Here is an 18410-nt window from a genome sequence, read left to right as displayed (position 1 = left end):
GCGATGACAGCAGCAGTCGCAGCCACGGTGACTGACAGCCGTGAAAACGGCAACAGCAATCAGAACAACAACAGCAATCAGCACAACAACAGCAATCAGCACAACAACAGCACGTTTCACACATCCCGGAGTCGCCGCTCCGGGATTTTCTTTCCTCGCTGCGAAACGAATGCTGAGGTGTGAGTACAGGAGGAATAGAGGATGGATTACGCACAGCAGGCACTGAGCCAGTTGCCCGTGTCCTTGGTCGAACAAGCCAAACAGTTTTTTGACGGCCAGGACCCGGCTCATGACTGGCAGCATAATTTGCGGGTCATCGGACTTTGCGAACGAATCGGCGGAGAGGAGTCTGCGGATATGGAGGTTTTGCGCCCTGCCGCCTTGCTTCACGATATTGGACGCGCCGAAGAGCGCCAGACGGGAGAGTGCCATGCCGAGATCAGTGCGCGGTTGGCTCCGGCGTTGCTGGCCGCATACGGCTATGACCAGGATGTGGTGGGACGCATCCAGCAGGTGATCCTGGCCCACCGCTTTCGCAAGGAGCGGCCCCCGGCCAGCCTGGAGGACAAGATCCTGTTTGACGCCGACAAGCTGGATTCGATTGGCGCGATCGGGATCGGCCGGGCCTTTGCCTATTCGGGCGTCATCGGGCAGCCGATCGCTTCCGATGACCCCGGCCAGCACACGCCGCTGAAAGAGTACGAATGGAAGCTGTGCCGCATTCAGGAACGTCTCCTGACCGCGACCGCTCGCCGCATCGCCCGCGAGCGTCACTCGTTCATGGTCCGTTTTTTCGAACAGTGGAAAAAGGAAATGCAAGGGGTCCTGTAGTCGTACTTCCGAACGGAGATTCATATATCTGGGAAGAGGGGGGACGAGGACATGATTCGCTGGATCATCAAGCTATTGTTGAATGGTGCGGTCCTTTTGCTGATCAGTCAATGGTTTGAGGCGGTCACGATCTCCGGGTTTGGAGTGGCGGTGTGGGCAGCATTTATCCTGGGCTTGGTCAATACGTTCATCCGGCCGATCTTGCTCTTTTTTTCGCTGCCGCTGCGCGTCATGACACTCGGTTTGTTCTGGTTTGTCATCAATGCCCTCACCTTTGCACTGACGGCCTATTTGATCAATGGATTCGAGGTCGGCGAATGGCCGGGCTCCTTTGGAACGGTGCTGATGGCGGCAGCTGTGATGAGCCTGTGTGGCTGGATAATCGAAAGCATCATTTCCAAAAAGAAGGGCTGACTAACAGGCTGTCCAGGGGTGACATCCGATAGGACAAACGCCGGCTGCTAGGAATGCATCAGAAACAGAAACAGGAAAGACCGCTCTTCCACAAGGCAAGAGCGGTCTTGTTTTTGCAGATCAATGACGATAGAGAGGTACCTGACGATAGGGACTACGACTGCTTATCTCGTTGACCAGGAGGCAGAGGCTCGTAAAAGACGCCTCCCTTTAAAACACCGGCAACACTGAGGGCAGACAAGGATGCAAAGAAACTAGACGCCAGAACACGCAATTTCTTCATTTGAAACCACCCTTTCCCATCGTTTTTTCGAGGCCCGCTACCAATCGGTAGGAGACCGGATGCAGGTGCACCGCTTGAAGCAAAACAGCTGTCGAATAGAGAATGGCTACCTTCTGCTCATAGTTTACCAGAAAAAGGAGGAAGGGACAACTGAGTAGTACCAAAATTGCGACAACTCTTCTACTGATGATTCGGATTCGATCATCAGTAGGCAGATAGGTGTGGGCAGCGGGGGCGTAGCGCAAGTTGATCAAAAGAGAAGCGCTCGTCGCGACCAGGATCCAGGCCGTGGCTAGAGAGGTGGAGAGCAACGGCAGGAGAGACACAGCGTAGCCGAGTCCGGATAGCAGCGCTGTCCCGACAATCAAACAGGAGAGGGGGGTGCTCATATGAACTCCCCCTGTGATGAGACGATGCAGATAGTAGACGAGTGTAAAGAAAAATACTTCCCAAACGGCATTGAGAAGGTAAGAGACGACGAACAAACTGGCAATATTCAATAGATACAAGAGAAAGATTTCGATGCCATGCGAAATTTCTTCGAACCGCTCATGGTTTTCGTCTGTCGTGATCTTTTTGGCGAGGTGGTTCGACAGCTTTGTCGTCCAGACCATGTGATCACTCCTTTTCCTATGCGTCAAAGGAAACGCGAAAACTGGTAACACCATTTTCCGATTGTACGTCGATCCGTCCGCCATATCGCTCGGTTACGGATTTTACTACCGCTAGTCCCACCCCTCCTTCTCCATCCGTTTTGGTTGTATAGCCCAGTTGAAAGATTGCGTGCAGCTTCTCTTTGGGGATCGTCGGGCCGCTGTTTTCAATATACAGGTATTGCTCCCCCGGGGCGGTTCCCCATTCCAGTTTGATGTAGCGGTTTTCTTCCAGCTCGTAAGAAGCGGCGCGAATCGCATTGTCAAACAGATTGCCGATAATTTTGATCAAGTCGTATGTACGGATAAAGGAAAACTGCTGCTTCTCGGAGATGTTGATGCGGCAGGAGATCCGATCCGCGATACAGATGGCCATCTTGGATTGGAGCAGCGAAGAGACAGCCGGATTTTCAATTCCATCCAACACTTGAATCGTCGTTTCGACTGCTTGTTCGATCGATAGAGTCTCCCGCAGCAGATGCTGTACGTATTCCTTGCCCTTCTCGTGCATTCCTTCCTTGAGGAAGCCATGGATCGCCGTATAATGATTGAGAGAGTCATGCTTGATCGAGCGAATCGCCGTAAGCATATCGTTTATATTTTGCAGATACGGAATCTCTGTTTCCGTTTCGACGCGATTGATCGTGAGACTGACGTAGACGCGAAACAAAAAGACAAGCACGATAAATAAAGCCAGAATGATCAATTGAAATAATAGCTGATACTGCGGCGCGTAAAACTCTTGCAAGGGCGAATTATTCCCCTTGATAAAGAAAGTCGTATTCATAAACAAAATAAGCAGAAACTCCACGCTTCCCACGATAATCAGCAAAATCAGATACCGGTGATGACGATTGCGCGGCACTAATTTTCGCAGATCAAAGCGGGTCGCCCGCAGGATGAAGGCCAGAAGCAGCAACAGGGACAGATAGACGGCGCTCCCGATGTACTTCAGATAGGGCGAGGCCAGGATGTCCGGCCAGTAGATATTCATGCTGTTGAAAAGAAGCAGCAGACAAAATTCCGATAGAAACAGGCTGCCAATCGCAGCAATCGACATGGATACTGCGGTGTGCATCTTTTCTTTAAAGAGGTAAATCAGCAGAACAATGTTCAGGATAAATATGATCGTGATCTTGGGTTGATAAGGGACATGGGCAAATGAGAGGAATTCTCCGAAAATCGAAAAAAGGAGGCCGAATAGCAAAGCCTTTCTTTTATACGTAAAAATAGAAAGGTTATAAACGGCAAACGCGATCGCCAGAAGCAAAAGGGCTTCGGGCATGTCTATCAAGACAAAACGGATGACGAAATCCAAAAGACTTGCCTCCTCTCAATCTGCGGCACACATACGAAAAACGGGCGGCAATCGGTAGACTTGGAAGCTACCATTATGTAACAAAAGGTGAAACACTAATCTTATCTTATGAAATAAAGGGTTCGATGTAAATGATCTTGCCACTGGAAAGCAGTGAGATGTTGTCGCCCCCCGTCCACTTTCGATACAATGGGGGTACGAAAAAGGGGACGAGAAAGAGAAACGATGAGGGGGAAGACAAGTGCGGAAGACAAAAGTAAGTCATCTGATGGATCAGTTCCACATGAAGCTGCTCAGTGGCGAGGAGGGACTGGGAAGAGAAATTACCGTTACCGACCTGAGTCGTCCCGGTCTCCAACTGGCCGGCTATTACTCCTACTACGCTGAGGAGCGCATTCAACTGTTTGGGCTGACGGAGATCAATTTCCTGCGGACCCTGGGCAGAGGGGAAAAGCTGGACCGGATGCGTTTTCTCATGCAGGACAAGACTCCCTGTATTTGCGTGGCCCGCAATCTCGATGTGCCGGAGGAAGTGCTGCAGGTCTCGAATGAACGCGGCCTGCCGGTATTGCAGTCTTCGCTGGCGACCACGACGCTCGTGGGAAAGGTCACCAACTTTCTGGAGAACCGCCTGGCTCCGACCACGACGATCCACGGGGTGTTGACTGATATATACGGCGTAGGCGTGCTGATCATGGGGGCGAGCGGGATCGGCAAAAGCGAGGCGGCCCTCGAGCTGGTCAAACGAGGGCATCGGCTGGTAGCGGACGATGCGGTGGAAATTCGGCAGACTCAGGGGGAGCAGCTGGTCGGAAGCGCTCCGGAGCTGATTCAGCATCTGCTGGAGATCCGCGGCGTGGGCATCATCAACGTGATGACGATGTTTGGCGCGGGTGCCGTCCGCAATGTGAAAAATATCGCGATGGTGGTGCAGTTGGAGCTGTGGGAGCCGCACAAACAATACGAGCGCCTCGGATTGGATGAAGAAAAGATCAAAATCATGGATACGGAGATTCCGATCATTACCGTTCCGGTTCGTCCCGGCCGAAATCTGGCCGTGATTATCGAAGTGGCTGCGATGAACTTCCGACTGAAGCGGATGGGCTACAATGCTGCGGTCCATTTCACCAAAAAGCAATCCGATATGATTTTTGAGGATACGGATTCCGACCTGTAGAGGCAGGGGCAGAAAGGGAAGAGCACATGAGCAGACAGACCAGACGATTCCCCGTTCACGGGGCCAATCCGTTATGGCAGCTATATCGCACGGTCAGCTTTTGGAAAGTGATGAAAAACTTCATCGTGATTCAAATCGCCCGGTACACGCCGTTTCTCTCCTGGAAAAATTGGTTGTACCGTACCTTTTTGCGCATGGAGATCGGGCAACAGACCGCCGTGGCGCTCATGGTGATGATGGACGTGATGTTTCCGGAGTTGATCAAGATCGGGCGGAACTGTGTCATCGGCTACAATACAACCATCCTCGCGCACGAGTATCTGGTGGAGGAGTATCGGCTCGGCGAGGTGCGCATCGGGGATGGCGTGCTCATCGGAGCAAACAGCACGATTCTGCCTGGTGTGACGATTGGCGAGGGAGCCATCGTCGCAGCCGGAACCGTCGTCCACAAGGATGTCCCGCCGGGAGCTTTTGTCGGCGGGAATCCGATGCAGCTGATCCGCGAAGGGAATGGCGGGCAAAAGGAAGAATAGGAATCAGAGAACAACCATCAGTGAAGACGAGCTGGCCCGGAGAAGCAGGTTTCCTGTGAGAACATCCGGGCTTTTTTCTGTTGCAAAAGAAGTGCCGGATAAAGACCCGAAAAACTGAATATTCACATTAATATCAACGGAGTTGACCGTAGGGAAGCAACGTGATACTCTTCTACATAACACTTTAGTTTGCTACCATATTAGCAGAGTAAAGCATTTGGATACGGAGGGACTTGCGATGACGAAGCCGTTGGGATTTGAAAAGCCTTTGGGCATGCGGGATATACTGCCGGAATCACTGGCCAAACAACGGCATTTGGAGCGCGAATTGCGTGCCTGCATAGAGCGGTGGGGATACCGGGAGATTCTCACGCCTTCCCTGGAATACTACGATACCGTCGGCGCTGCCAGCGTCACGCTGACTGACAGAATGTTTCGGCTGCTGGACAAACAAGGGCATACGGTGGTGCTTCGGCCTGATATGACATCGCCGATCGCGCGGGTCGTCTCTTCCTTGTACCAGGATGTGCCCTTTCCCATACGACTTTTTTATCAGACCAATGTGTTTCGAGCACAGGAAAAGGAAGCCGGGCGCAATGCAGAGTTTTTTCAAACCGGCATTGAATTGATCGGGGACGGAGCCGTGGACGCAGATGCGGAAGCGATCGCGCTGGCGGTCTTCTGCTTGCGGGCGGCCGGTGCCGAGACCTTCCGGATTGCGATCGGACATGTGGACTTTGTGGAAGGGCTGTTGGAAGAGACGGTGAGCGAAGCAGCTGTCCGCTCCCAATTCCGCCGCTTTCTGTACGAACGCGATTTTGTCGGGTTCCGTCAACTGGCGGATGAGCTGGACCTCGCCCCCGATGAGAAGAAGAGGCTGCATTCGCTTCTGCGGCTGCGCGGGGGAAAGGGAAAGATCCAGGAAGCGCGGGAGCTGACCGTGAACGGGAAAGCCCGCCGCGCCGTAGAGACGATCTCTTCCTTGTGGGAAGCGCTGGAGGCATACGGCGTTACGGAGGCGCTGCTGCTCGATTTTAATCTGATCAGCAATATGGACTACTATACCGGTGTCGTGTTTGAGGGATATGCCGCCGACCTCGGCTCGCCGCTGCTGGGAGGGGGCCGGTATGATCGCCTGCTGGAGCAGTTTGGCCGCCCGGCACCCGCTACCGGCTTTGCCATCAAAATGGATCGTTTGCTGCAGGTGGCCCCCGCGAATGAACAGCCCTGGAAAAAGCCGGTTCAGGTGTACTATACGGATGAATACCGTGCCCAGGCTCTCTCGGAAGCCCAAAAGATGCGACAAGCGGGGCAGGTGGTCGTCACCAAGCGGGTGCGAGACCGGGAGGAGGCGCGTCTCTGGAGCGAGCAGGATGATGATGCTGTGCTGTACGTCTAGGGAATAGCGAGCCGCTCTACTGACATGCGGAGACAGCCGCATCCAAAAAAGGCTGCGGATGTCCGAAGGGACGGGAGGAATCAATACATGAGTCTGCCAGATAATGAACGGAAATTAACTATCGCCATGCCCAAGGGAAGGATTTTTGAAGAAGCGATCGCCTTCCTGCAGCAGGCAGGTTTGGAGGTAACGAGGGAATTGCAGGACTCCCGCAAGCTGATCATCCCTGTGGAAAATGCCAGCCTGGAGTTCATCCTGGCCAAACCGACCGATGTTCCTACCTATGTGGAGTACGGCGTAGCCGATGTGGGAGTGGTGGGAAAGGACGTTCTCTTGGAAGAGGAGCGCGACGTCTACGAGCTGCTCAATCTGGAGATTGGCTATTGCCGGATGGTCGTCGCCGGGCTGGGGGACTGGAAGCCGGCGGAGGCGCCGCGGGTCGCGACCAAGTATCCGCGGATTGCCTCCCGCTACTTCCGCGAGCAGGGACAGCAGGTAGAAGTGATCAAGCTGAACGGCTCCGTCGAGCTGGCCCCTTTGATTGGCCTGGCCGACCGGATCGTCGACATCGTCTCTACGGGACGGACATTAAAAGAAAACGGACTCGTGGAGCTGGAGCATATCTGCGAGATTACGACCAGACTGATCGCCAACCGGGCGAGCTATCGGATGAAGAGCGAAGCTGTGGATGATATAGCCCAGAAATTTCTGGAGGTCGTGCCCCGGTCACGGGGATAGGGAATGGGAGAGTGAAAAGCATGATCCGAATAATGCAAGCCGCCGACTACGATGGCAAACGATCGGTCGAAACCGGAAGCCTAGAGCAGCGGGCCGCGGTTCAGTCGATTCTGGCCGAGGTGCGCCAAAAGGGCGACGAGGCGGTTCGTGCGTATACTGAGCGTTTTGATCGGGTGCGACTGGAGCGCTTTCGCGTCAGTGACGAAGAATACGCGGAGGCGGAGGGCTTGGTCTCTGCCGAGGTAAAGGCCGCGCTGGCCGAGGCCGCCGCAAACATCCGCGATTTTCACCAGCGGCAAGTGCGCCAGTCGTGGATGGCGATGCGGGAGAGCGGGACATTGCTGGGTCAGATCGTACGGCCACTCAAACGCGTCGGGCTCTATGTGCCGGGGGGGACTGCGGCTTACCCCTCGAGCGTCCTGATGAATGCGCTGCCGGCGAAAATAGCCGGTGTGCCGGAGCTGGTGATCGTCACTCCTCCGGGAGAAGACGGGAAAATCAATCCGGCCATCCTCGTGGCAGCCAGGATCGCGGGAGTAACGGAGATGTACAAAGTGGGAGGAGCGCAGGCGATCGCCGCCCTGACCTACGGGACCGAGCAGATCAAGCCCGTGGATAAAATCGTCGGACCCGGCAACATCTACGTCGCGTTGGCCAAACGGGAAGTTTTTGGCCTGGTCAGCATCGATATGGTGGCGGGGCCGAGCGAGATCGTGGTGCTGGCTGACGACTCGGCCAACCCGCGCTATGTGGCGGCCGATCTTTTGTCCCAGGCCGAGCACGACCCGATGTCTGCGGCGGTGCTGGTCACCCCTTCCCGGGCGTTGGCGGAAGCCGTGGCCGCGGAGCTTGCGAGACAACTGGCCGACCTGCCGCGCCGCGCGATCGCGGAGGCTGCCTTGCGCGACTTCGGCGCCATTTTGCTCGTGAAGGATCTGGACGAGGGCTTTGCTGCCGTCAACCGATTGGCTCCCGAGCATTTGGAGATCATGGTGGAGAATCCGTTCGACCAGCTCGGCAAGGTGGAAAATGCCGGGGCGATTTTCCTCGGTCCTTACTCTTCGGAGCCGGTCGGCGACTACTTCGCAGGGACCAATCACGTCATCCCGACCAACGGAACGGCCCGTTTCTCTTCGCCGCTGTCCGTGGATGACTTTATCAAAAAATCAAGTGTGATCTCCTACAGCAAACAGGATTTGCGGGAACACGGCCACAAAATCATAACGCTGGCCGAACAGGAGGGCTTGCGCGCACACGGTGCCGCCATCCGGGAGCGGCTAATAGACTTTGCCAAAGAAGAGGGGGAGCGTGACCAATGATGAGCGAGACGACCAAGCGGACGGCGGAAATCGCCCGCACGACCAATGAGACGGATATTGCCCTGACATTTTCAGTCGACGGCCAAGGGGCCAGCATACAGGATTCCGGGGTGCCTTTTCTCGATCACATGCTGGATTTGTTCACCAAGCACGGCCATTTTGACCTGACGGTAAAGGCAAAGGGCGACATCGAGATCGACTACCACCACACCGTCGAGGATATCGGCATCTGTCTGGGGCAGGCACTCAGGGAAGCGCTGGGCGACAAAAAAGGGATCAAGCGCTACGGAAACGCCTTTGTCCCGATGGACGACGCGCTGGCGCAGGTCGTGATCGACATCAGCAACCGGCCGCATCTGGAGTATCGGGCGGTCTACCCGTCCCCTGTCGTGGGTCAGTTCCCGACCGAACTGGTGCATGAATTCCTCTGGAAATTTGCGCTGGAGGCGAGGATCAATCTTCACGTGATCTTGCACTACGGCCACAACACCCATCATATGATCGAAGCGATTTTCAAAGCGCTGGGACGCGCCCTGGATGAAGCGACGACGGTCGATCCGCGGGTAAAAGGTGTCCCGTCCACCAAAGGGGTTTTATAACATGATCGGCATTATCGACTATGGCATGGGCAATCTCTACAGCTTGAGCAAGGCGATCGAAAGGCTCGGCTATGGGTACGAGTTCATCTCCCGTCCGGAGCGGCTGGACGATTTTTCCGGACTGATTCTGCCGGGGGTGGGCGCTTTTGGCGATGCGATGAAAAATATTCAAGTCCTGGGTCTGGATGCGGGCATTCATGCCTACGCCGATTCCGGGCGGCCGCTTCTGGGGATTTGTCTCGGCATGCAGCTACTGTTTGAGCAGAGCACAGAGCATGGCGTAAATACTGGTCTCGGCCTGCTCGGCGGAGAAGCGGTTCGCTTCGAAGGAGACTACAAGGTGCCGCATATGGGCTGGAATCAACTCTCCCTGTGCGGGGAGAGGGCTTCGGAGCATCCGCTGCTGCGCGGCGTGGGGAGCGGGGAATACGTCTATTTTGTCCATTCCTACCACGTCCGTGTGAGCGATCCCGAGGTGCTGCTCGCCACGACCGATTATCATCAGCCGGTGACGGCCATCGTGGGACGGGGGCGGGTCTACGGCATGCAGTTTCACCCGGAAAAGAGCGGAGAGACGGGGATGAGGCTGCTCGCCAATTTTGCAGAACAGTGTGAGGGGGAAACGGCGTGAGTGTGAGCGAGCGTTTTACGATCTATCCGGCTATCGATATACGGGGCGGAAAATGTGTCCGGCTCTTCCAAGGAGATTACGCCCAAGAAACCGTCTATGCCGACTCTCCTCTGGAGATGGCGAAGGAGTGGGAAGCGCAGGGGGCTTCCTGGATCCATCTGGTCGACCTCGATGGAGCAAAGGCCGGGGAGCCGATCAATGGGGAGCTGATCAAAGAGATCGCCCAAGCAGTGAAGGTGCCCGTGCAGGTCGGCGGAGGAATTCGTACAGAGGAGCAGATCCGCGATTACCTGGAGGCGGGTGTCGCCCGCGTCATTCTGGGTACGGCCGCAATCGAGAATGAACCGTTTACCGAGGCGATCCTCGGCCGCTATGGCGAAAAGATCGCAATCGGACTGGATTGCCGAAATGGCATGGTGGCGACGCGGGGCTGGCTCACCACCACCGATGTAAGCGCCGCCGAACTGGCGGGCAGGCTCGTCTCCTACGGGGCCGAGACCTTTATCTACACGGATATTGCGCGTGACGGCACGCTGACAGGCCCGAATGTGGAGGAGATTGCCGCACTGGCGCGGGCGACCGGAAAAGAAGTGATCGCCTCTGGCGGCGTCAGCGTCCTGGATGATCTCGTGGTCCTCCATCGCTTTGCGGGCGAAGGGGTTCGCGGTGCCATCGTGGGCAAGGCGCTGTACACCAAAGCCTTCACCCTGTCCGAAGCCGTAACGCGTCTGAGGGAGTGTGAGTAGCATGCTGGCCAAACGAATCATTCCCTGCCTGGATGTAAAGGACGGGCGCGTGGTCAAAGGCGTACAGTTCGTCGGCCTGCGAGATGCGGGCGATCCGGTGGAGCTGGCGAAGAAATACAGCGAGGAAGGGGCGGACGAGCTGGTCTTCCTCGATATTTCGGCGTCACATGAGGGGCGCAAGACGATGGTGGATGTGATCGAGCGGACAGCGGCCAACATCACGATCCCGTTTACCGTCGGCGGCGGGATCAACAGCGTCGACGACATGAGGCGCATCCTGCGCGCAGGAGCGGACAAAATTTCCCTGAATACGGCAGCACTGCTCAGACCGGAGCTGATCCGCGAGGGCGCGACTGTCTTTGGCTCTCAGTGCGTAGTCGTGGCCATCGACGCCCGCCGGGTGGGAGAGAACAAGTGGGAAGTGTACACGCACGGCGGACGAAACGCGACCGGGCGGGATTTGATCGAGTGGGCACAGGAAGCGGAAGCGCTGGGAGCCGGCGAGATTCTCCTCACCAGCATGGATAATGACGGGGAGAAAAAGGGCTTTGGCCTTGCGCTGACCCGTCTGGTCTCGGAAGCCGTAGGAATTCCGGTCATCGCGTCGGGCGGGGCAGGAAGCCGCGAGCATTTTTATGAGGTGCTCACCGAAGGCAAGGCCGATGCGGCACTGGCCGCCTCCATTTTCCACTACGAGGAGACCTCGATTCAGGCAGTCAAAGAGTATTTGCAGGCGAAAGGAGTCGACATCCGGTTATGACTACGTTTTCCACCGAAGCGCTGCGATTTGATGAAAACGGCTTGATCCCGGCCATCGTGCAGGATGCCGTGAGCAAGGAAGTGCTGACTCTCGCCTACATGAACCGGGAGTCCCTGGCGAAGTCTCTGGCGACCCGAGAGACTTGGTTCTGGAGCCGCTCCCGCCAGGAGCTGTGGCACAAAGGGGCGACTTCCGGCAACACCCAGCGAATCGCCCAGATCAAATACGATTGCGACCAGGATGCGCTCGTCGTCCTCGTGGTTCCACAGGGACCCGCCTGCCATACCGGATCGTACAGCTGTTTTTCCCATGAACTCTGCCCGGACGCGGCAGATGCCAGCGCCGGTGGCATCAGTGCCGGTGGTGAGGTAATTCCCAGTGGCGAGGCAAATGCCAAAGCGGCAGCATCTTTGCCCGGGTCCGAGCGCTTTGCGATCTTGAGCGAATTGGAGCAGCTGATCGCCGCCCGCGAAGCGGAGCGTCCGGAGGGAGCCTACACCACGTACCTGTTCGAAAAGGGCGTGGACAAGATTTTGAAAAAGGTGGGCGAGGAGGCGGCTGAGGTGATCATCGCCGCGAAAAATCGCAATCCGGAAGAACTTCGCTGCGAGGCTGCCGATCTTGTGTACCATCTCCTGGTGCTGCTCCGCGAACAGAAGCTGCCGCTGGACGAAGTACTGGCGGAGCTGCGGAAAAGACGGTAACACACACTCATAGATACCATCAGCTTGAATAACAGCCTTTTTTCTATCCACCCGCGAAATAAAGCCAGGGTGGATTTTTCTTTCCATATAAGAAATATTCCGGGCTATAATGGACTCATCGTAACCTAGCGAGCTTGCCGTCCAAGAAACAAGGAAAACGAGGACACGTGGAAAGGAGGAGATCTCATGTGGAAACGCTATTGTGGCTGGATCCTGATATGGGCTCTGTTTTTCGGGCTGTTCCCGCAGGCGGCAGGGGCTGAGGCCAAGGTGCTTCGCGTAGCGTTCGACAAGGAGCTTCCCCCTTTTACCTATCTGGATCGCAGCGGCCAGCCTCGTGGGTTTAATATCGAACTGATGAAAGAAATCGCGGAAGAAAACGGATACGAGCTGCAATACGTGCCATTGGAGTGGGAGGACGCCCTCGCCTATCTGCGGGAGGGACAGGTGGATGTTCTTCTCGGGATCAAATATACCAGCACCTATGACCTCGTGTTTGACTTTAGCGAATCGTTTTTTACCATGTCCGAAGTGCTGCTGGTCCCCAAACATGACAGCGAGATCTATACGCTCAACCAATTGCGGGAAAAAGTCGTGGCGGTGCAGCGGGGAAATGTCGGCATGGACCTGCTCAATAATGTCCGAAGAGTCAAAATGCTTGTTTCTTTCAACCAGCGGGATGCCTTGGAAAATCTGATGAGAGGGCGGGCGGACGCGTTTATCGGGAACCGCTGGACGGCGGAGTATCTGCTGAATGAAGCGGGCAAACCGGACGAGTACGTCATGCGCTCCGGCCTGATCAACCCCACGGACTATGCCTTTGCCGTACGGGAGGGCAATTACGAATTGCTGGAAAAGGTAAATGAAGGTCTGAACAAGCTGTATCGGGACGGCACCTATACCCGGTTGTACAGCTATTACTTTGAGCCGTACTCGCCGCATGTCACCGATCGGTATCGAAAAGCGGTGATCGGCCTTTTGATCATCATGTCTCTGGCAGCGATCACCCTCGTCGCCATTTTCTTTTGGAACTATCGGCTGAAAGCGGAGGTAAGACGCCAAACCGCCGCCTTGGCCGATGCGTTGGCCTTCCAGCGAGAGGTGCTGGACAATACCGAAAGCGCGATCCTGTCCCTCGATGTCGGCGGCCGCATCACGCTGGTTAATCAGGTGGCGCGGCGGCTGCTGGTGACCGATGAGCACGCGCTGGGGCTGCCGATCGGGACGCTGCTGCCGCAGCTGCCTTTGCAGCAAGCGCTGGCGGCGGACAAGCCGTCCCTGTTCGAGGGCGAATTTGAATTCGGGGAGGGCTCCGGCCGGGTTTTTCATTATTATATGGCGCCGTTTGGCAATGCCGAAAGCGAGCACGTCGGGTGGATCGTCAATTTGCAGGACCGAACGGAGCAAAAGCGGTTGCAGGCCCGCTTGATCGCCCAGGAGAAGATGCACGCCCTGGGCCAACTCGCGGCCGGGATGGCCCATGAGCTGCGCAATCCGTTGACGGCCATCAAGACGTTTATCGAGCTATTGCCGAAAAAGCTGGATGACCAGCGCTTTCGCTCGCAGCTGCTGCAATACGTCCCGGAAGAGATGGAGCGGATGAATCGCATCCTGGAGGATTTGCTTGATTACTCTCGCTCCAAACCGCTGGAAATGGCGATGACCGATGTGCGTAAGCTGATCGATTCCGTCATCGGGCTATTCGCCAAGAGAGCGGCCAATGAACAAGTGGAGGTAAAGGTGGATATACCGCCCGGCATAATGGTATGCATGGACCGCGGCCGGATGAAGCAGGTGCTGATTAATCTCGTGATGAACGCGCTGGAAGCGATGTCCGCCAGCCAGACAAAACGGCTGCATATCCGGGCGATGCAAGGAGAGGACGGCGTCCAGCTGTCAGTCAGCGATTCCGGCGAAGGCATCGCCGATGACCTTTTGCCTCATCTGTTTGAACCGTTCCTCACGACCAAGACACAGGGAATCGGACTCGGCCTGTACGTCAGCGAAAAAATCATGCGGGAGCATGGAGGGCGAATCGAGGTCAGCAGCCGAAAGGGAGAAGGAACGACGTTTATTCTATACTTTCCAGAGCCAAGAGAAGGAGTGCCGTCATGCCAAGATTACTGATTGTGGACGACGAACCGGCTATTTGCGCCTCGCTGTCGTTCGCCTTAGAGGATGATTTTGAGGTGTTTACAGCCAAGGAAGAGAGAAGCGCCCTCTCTCTCTTGCAGCAGGAGGAGATCGACTGCGTGCTGCTGGACCTCAATCTGGGGGTGATCAGTGGACTGGATCTGCTCCCGAAGATCAAACAGCTCCGACCCGATGTCACGATTATTATGATGACCGCGTTCGGGACGATTGAATCTTCGGTCGCCGCGATGAAGGCCGGCGCCTACCATTACTTGACCAAGCCGCTTCATCTCGATGAAGTAAAGCTGCTTGTGGGCAAAGCGCTGGAATTTCAAAAGCTGCACAAACGGGTAAAAGTCTTGAGCGACGCAGTCAAGCAGCAGCAGTCCTATGCGGGAATGATCGGGAAAAGCCCGCAAATGCAAAAGTTGTATCAGCTTATTGAAAAAGTGAAGGATATTCCGTCCAATATCCTCATTACAGGGGAGAGCGGCACGGGCAAGGAGTTGGTCGCCCGCGCCATCCACTTTCAAGGGGTGCGGCGGGATGCCGCATTTTCCGTGATCAACTGTGCGGCGATCCCCGAGAATTTGCTGGAGAGCGAACTGTTCGGCTACGAGAAGGGCGCATTCACCGGAGCCCTGCAGACGAAAACCGGCCTGTTTGAGCGCTCGCACCGCGGCACCGTCTTTCTCGATGAGATCGGCGAGATGCCGCTCGCTCTGCAAGCGAAGCTGCTGCGGGTGATCCAGGAGCGGACGGTAATGCCGCTGGGCAGTTACCAGACCAAGGAAGTCGATATTCGCTTCATCGCGGCGACGAACCGGAATCTGGAGGAGGAAGTCGCCAGGGGGGCTTTTCGCGAAGATTTGTACTACCGGCTCAATGTCATTCCGATTCACACCCCGGCTCTGCGGGAGCGGCCGGAGGATGTGCCTCTTTTGGTAGACCATTTTCTCGACCTTTCTGCGGCCAATATGGGAAAAGAAAAGAAGGAGTGCAGTCCGGAGGCGAAGAAAAAGCTCTTTTCCTACACCTATCCGGGAAATGTAAGAGAGCTGGCCAATATTATCGAGTACGCCGTAGCGCTCTCCTCGGGCGATGTAATTACGGTGGATGATCTGCCGGCATCCGTTGTGAATCAGCAGTCGGCAAGGCGTATGAGCCAGCAAGGGCAAGACGGCCTTTTCATCCCCTCTCACGCCTCTCTGGAGGAAGCGGAACGGCTCGTCATCCTGCACGCCCTGGAGAAAAACGGGGGGCATCGGAAAAAAACGGCTGATCAGCTGGGGATCAGTGAGCGGGGACTCCGGCAAAAGCTAAAGCAGTATTTCGAATCCGAATAAGCTCTGGCCTTCAATACCGGAAAAAAATTCCGCATCAAACGGATCTTTTTTCCGGTTTTTCTGTTGCGAATCGACGAAAAACGGGAAAAAGGCTCTTTAACGTGGTGCTCTTATGTTTGGCATGGATGTTGCTTATTAATCAGATTGCAAACGTTTTCACAAAAAAAGGGGGATTCAACATGCTAAAGAAAATGGTATCGATTCTGTCATCCACCCTGCTGGTCCTTACGGTATCAGCCTGTGGTGGGCAAACCTCGACACAGGGCGGAGCTGCTGGAGAGGCTCCATCCGGAGGCGGAAGCGAGCAGAAATTCCTGACGATTGCCACGGGGGGAAGCTCGGGCCCGTACTACACCATTGGCGGGGCGATGGCCAAAATCTACAAGGATAAGCTGGGTTACAACGCCTCTGTCCAATCTACCGGGGCTTCCGTGGAAAACATCAACCTTCTGAAAGCGAAAAAAGCCGACCTCGCTTTTGTGATGTCGGATGTCACCTCGTTTGCGTACGAAGGTCAAGAGAACTTCAAAGATAGCGGCGCCATCAAGGAGCTGAGAGCGATGGCCGGGCTGTACCTCAACTACGTACAGGTCGTCACGCTGAAGGACCGCAATATCAAATCCATCCATGATCTGAAAGGGAAGCGCGTCGGTGTCGGGGCGCCCAACTCCGGGGTAGAGGTAAACGCGCGGATGGTGCTGGCCGGTCACGGTCTTACCTACAACGATATCAAGGCCGACTATCTTTCCTACGCCGAGGCGATCGAGCAGCTGAAAAACAATGCGATCGATGCCGCCTTTGTCACCTCGGGATTGCCCAATTCTACGGTGATCGATTTGATGACGACCAAAGATGTGGAAATCGTCCCGATCAAAAAAGAGGACGTCGACAAAATGGCAGAGCAGTTCCCGTTCTTCGTCTCGGCGGAAATTCCGGCGGGTCTCTACAAAAACGATGAGGCTGTCCAGACGGCGGCGATCCGCAATATCATGCTCGTGCGGAGCGATTTGTCGGATGATCAGGTGTACAAGCTGACGCAAGCCTTCTTTGAGAATCTGGATATGTTAAAGGACGCTCACAACGCCGCCAAAGACATCGATGTGAAAGAAGCGGGGAAAAACCTCGTAGTTCCGCTCCATCCTGGGGCAGAGAAATACTATAAGGAAGTAGGCGCGCTCGACTAATCCGCTTATTCGACAAAAAGGGGGAAGCATCATGAAGAATTGGACACGCGTGGGAATTCTCCTGATCGTGGGCCTCGCGCTGCTGGGGCCCCACCCCTTTTTGCTGATGCGGGATTTTCATCAACAAGCCATGATTGGCGCGGTGCCTCTCTACTGGCGGGATCAGTTCGAGGTAGAGTGGGTTCACTCCGTGGAGCGGACCCCGTGGAGGGAGACGTACACGGTGGATTGGCTTCGCGGGATGGAATTAACGGAAACGACTTTTCGTGCTTTTGGGGCGGGCGTCCCCTCGGAAGTTTCAGATGCGACTGTCACGGTTCAAGACGGCTGGATCAAAATCACAGCGCTCCATCAACGGAGAGATTCCGTTTTGTACTTAATCACCCGAGATGACTACCTGTTGCGCGTTCGTCATCAACAGTGGAAATTATCCGATGTACTGCCATTGGGCACATCGTTGGAGTTGTCCGTCAAATGGTTCCCCTGGTGGTACCGGTATCTATACAAACTAGAAACAAGGAAGGGAGTGACGGGGAGATGAGTGCTTCGAACCAGATGCTCACGGATGAAGAAGTGCGCCAGAATGAAAGCAAGGCGCAAGCGATCCTGCAAGAATACGACAAAGAAGCCGGCTATCGCGTGTTTGATAAAAAGTGGATCACCGTCCTCGTTTCTGTTATTGCGATAGGCTTTGCACTCTACCATCTCTACGCCGCATACGCCATCCCCTTTGTAACCCTGAAACATCGTTCGCTCCATGTGGCGATTGTCCTGTGCCTGATCTACCTTTTATATCCGGGGTGGAAAAAGGCGTCACGCAAGAGGCTGTCGCTGTTTGATGCGGTGCTGGCGTTGGCTTCGCTTGGGACGGCAGGCTATATTTTTATCTATTATCTGGAGATTGTGAATCGCGGGGGTATTCCCTCGACGCTGGATGTGGTTTTTGCGACGGTCACCTGCTTGCTCGTACTGGAAGCCTCCCGCCGGGTCGCGGGATGGGAACTGACCGCGATGGCGAGCATTTTTGTCGCCTATGCCTACCTGGGTCCCTATTTGCCGGGAGATTTTGCCCATCGGGGCTATACGTTCAGCGACATTTTTAATTACATGTACGTGACCACCGAAGGCATTTTTGGCGACGCGACGGCGGTATCTGCCTCTTTTATTATCTTGTTCATCATCTTTGGGGCATTTTTGTCCAAGTCCGGCATGGGCACGCTGTTTAATGACTTGTCATTGGCCGTGGCCGGAAGCAGCAAAGGGGGACCCGCCAAAGTAGGGGTCATCGCCAGCGCGGTGCACGGCTCGATCAACGGTTCGGCCGTTGCCAGTGTGGTGACGACGGGCTCCTTTACCATTCCGATGATGAAGCGCGTCGGCTATAAACCGGATTTTGCTGCCGGCGTAGAAGCCACGGCAGCGGTGGGCGGACAGATTTTGCCGCCGATCATGGGAGCGGCTGCCTTTATCATGGCGGAAACCTTGGGGGTTCCCTACATTACGATTGCCATCGCTGCGCTGATTCCCGCGATCATGTACTACTTTGGCTTGCTGGCTCAGGTGCATCTGCGGGCAGACCGGGACAATCTGCAAGGCTTGACCAAGGAAGAGCTGCCCAAGGTGAGGGACGTGCTCCGTGAGC

Annotated in this window: 20 protein-coding genes (1 of these 20 only partly in view); 18 read left to right on the top strand and 2 right to left on the bottom strand. The window is 55.5% G+C overall.

Translation table 11 applies throughout. The features are described from left to right. Positions 1-3 precede the first annotated feature (3 nt). Genes JD108_RS19855 through JD108_RS19845 form a run of 3 tightly spaced genes read left to right on the top strand, consistent with a single transcriptional unit; the run spans position 4 to position 1245 of the window. Positions 4-183, top strand: a complete 180-nt coding sequence (locus JD108_RS19855) for a hypothetical protein (protein ID WP_198827654.1) — start codon at positions 4-6, stop codon at positions 181-183. 18 nt (positions 184-201) lie between these two features. Then, positions 202-831 (top strand): HD domain-containing protein, encoded by a 630-nt coding sequence (locus JD108_RS19850; protein WP_198827653.1) that lies wholly within the window; start codon positions 202-204, stop codon positions 829-831. Positions 832-882: 51 nt separating this feature from the next. Next, a complete protein-coding gene (locus JD108_RS19845) occupies positions 883-1245 on the top strand; it encodes a phage holin family protein (RefSeq protein WP_198827652.1) in 363 nt (120 codons plus the stop codon). A gap of 279 nt (positions 1246-1524) precedes the next feature. Here the strand turns inward: JD108_RS19845 and JD108_RS19840 are convergent, their stop codons facing one another. Together JD108_RS19840 and JD108_RS19835 are read right to left on the bottom strand one after the other, a co-directional pair. Then, positions 1525-2142 carry an accessory gene regulator ArgB-like protein gene (locus tag JD108_RS19840; protein WP_198827651.1) on the bottom strand — a complete coding sequence of 206 codons (618 nt, stop codon included), beginning with the start codon at positions 2140-2142 and terminating at the stop codon, positions 1525-1527. 16 nt (positions 2143-2158) lie between these two features. Then, positions 2159-3499 carry a sensor histidine kinase gene (locus JD108_RS19835; protein ID WP_198827650.1) on the bottom strand — a complete coding sequence of 447 codons (1341 nt, stop codon included), beginning with the start codon at positions 3497-3499 and terminating at the stop codon, positions 2159-2161. 241 nt (positions 3500-3740) lie between these two features. Here JD108_RS19835 and hprK point away from each other — a divergent pair, with 241 nt between their 5' ends. The 15 genes from hprK to JD108_RS19760 all read left to right on the top strand — a co-directional run. Then, the gene (gene hprK / locus JD108_RS19830; protein WP_198827649.1) at positions 3741-4676 is read left to right on the top strand and encodes an HPr(Ser) kinase/phosphatase; all 936 of its coding nucleotides are present in this window, start codon (positions 3741-3743) and stop codon (positions 4674-4676) included. A 26-nt stretch (positions 4677-4702) separates the two neighbouring features. Next, a complete protein-coding gene (locus JD108_RS19825) occupies positions 4703-5209 on the top strand; it encodes an acyltransferase (RefSeq protein WP_198827648.1) in 507 nt (168 codons plus the stop codon). 238 nt (positions 5210-5447) lie between these two features. Then, positions 5448-6608 (top strand): ATP phosphoribosyltransferase regulatory subunit, encoded by a 1161-nt coding sequence (locus JD108_RS19820; protein WP_198827647.1) that lies wholly within the window; start codon positions 5448-5450, stop codon positions 6606-6608. Positions 6609-6695: 87 nt separating this feature from the next. Next, on the top strand, positions 6696-7346 hold the full coding sequence (hisG, locus tag JD108_RS19815) for an ATP phosphoribosyltransferase (RefSeq protein WP_198827646.1): 651 nt from the start codon (positions 6696-6698) through the stop codon (positions 7344-7346). 23 nt (positions 7347-7369) lie between these two features. Further along, the gene (gene hisD, locus JD108_RS19810; protein ID WP_198830197.1) at positions 7370-8665 is read left to right on the top strand and encodes a histidinol dehydrogenase; all 1296 of its coding nucleotides are present in this window, start codon (positions 7370-7372) and stop codon (positions 8663-8665) included. Beyond that, a complete protein-coding gene (gene hisB, locus JD108_RS19805; protein ID WP_198830196.1) occupies positions 8665-9264 on the top strand; it encodes an imidazoleglycerol-phosphate dehydratase HisB in 600 nt (199 codons plus the stop codon). The genes hisD and hisB overlap by 1 nt, the downstream gene beginning before the upstream one ends. Before the next feature lies 1 nt (position 9265). Further along, entirely contained in the window at positions 9266-9895 is a 630-nt protein-coding gene (hisH, locus tag JD108_RS19800; RefSeq protein ID WP_198827645.1) for an imidazole glycerol phosphate synthase subunit HisH, read from the top strand. Positions 9896-9897: 2 nt separating this feature from the next. Next, positions 9898-10641 carry a 1-(5-phosphoribosyl)-5-[(5-phosphoribosylamino)methylideneamino]imidazole-4-carboxamide isomerase gene (gene hisA, locus JD108_RS19795; protein WP_198830195.1) on the top strand — a complete coding sequence of 248 codons (744 nt, stop codon included), beginning with the start codon at positions 9898-9900 and terminating at the stop codon, positions 10639-10641. Between the two features lies 1 nt (position 10642). After that, positions 10643-11401 (top strand): imidazole glycerol phosphate synthase subunit HisF, encoded by a 759-nt coding sequence (gene hisF, locus JD108_RS19790; RefSeq protein ID WP_198827644.1) that lies wholly within the window; start codon positions 10643-10645, stop codon positions 11399-11401. Further along, the gene (gene hisIE, locus JD108_RS19785; protein WP_198827643.1) at positions 11398-12105 is read left to right on the top strand and encodes a bifunctional phosphoribosyl-AMP cyclohydrolase/phosphoribosyl-ATP diphosphatase HisIE; all 708 of its coding nucleotides are present in this window, start codon (positions 11398-11400) and stop codon (positions 12103-12105) included. The genes hisF and hisIE overlap by 4 nt, the downstream gene beginning before the upstream one ends. Positions 12106-12291: 186 nt before the next feature. Next, positions 12292-14232: a transporter substrate-binding domain-containing protein gene (locus tag JD108_RS19780; RefSeq protein ID WP_198827642.1), complete on the top strand. Its 1941-nt coding sequence runs from the start codon at positions 12292-12294 to the stop codon at positions 14230-14232. Continuing rightward, positions 14217-15584, top strand: coding sequence for a sigma-54-dependent transcriptional regulator (locus JD108_RS19775; RefSeq protein ID WP_198827641.1), 1368 nt, complete (start codon positions 14217-14219; stop codon positions 15582-15584). The genes JD108_RS19780 and JD108_RS19775 overlap by 16 nt, the downstream gene beginning before the upstream one ends. A 179-nt stretch (positions 15585-15763) precedes the next feature. Then, positions 15764-16768 carry a TAXI family TRAP transporter solute-binding subunit gene (locus JD108_RS19770; protein ID WP_198827640.1) on the top strand — a complete coding sequence of 335 codons (1005 nt, stop codon included), beginning with the start codon at positions 15764-15766 and terminating at the stop codon, positions 16766-16768. Positions 16769-16799: 31 nt separating this feature from the next. Further along, a complete protein-coding gene (locus tag JD108_RS19765) occupies positions 16800-17309 on the top strand; it encodes a DUF1850 domain-containing protein (RefSeq protein ID WP_198827639.1) in 510 nt (169 codons plus the stop codon). Further along, a protein-coding gene (locus tag JD108_RS19760) for a TRAP transporter permease (protein WP_198827638.1) crosses the window boundary here: on the top strand, positions 17306-18410 show its 5' portion. 863 nt of this gene lie beyond the right edge of the window; only the first 1105 of its 1968 coding nucleotides appear in the window; it begins with the start codon at positions 17306-17308; its stop codon lies off the right edge, out of view. The genes JD108_RS19765 and JD108_RS19760 overlap by 4 nt, the downstream gene beginning before the upstream one ends.

Origin of the sequence: Brevibacillus composti (assembly GCF_016406105.1) — a bacterium.
Taxonomy (GTDB): domain Bacteria; phylum Bacillota; class Bacilli; order Brevibacillales; family Brevibacillaceae; genus Brevibacillus; species Brevibacillus composti.
Note: the sequence above shows the minus strand (reverse complement) of the source record. Positions and strands in the feature narration are given on the sequence as shown.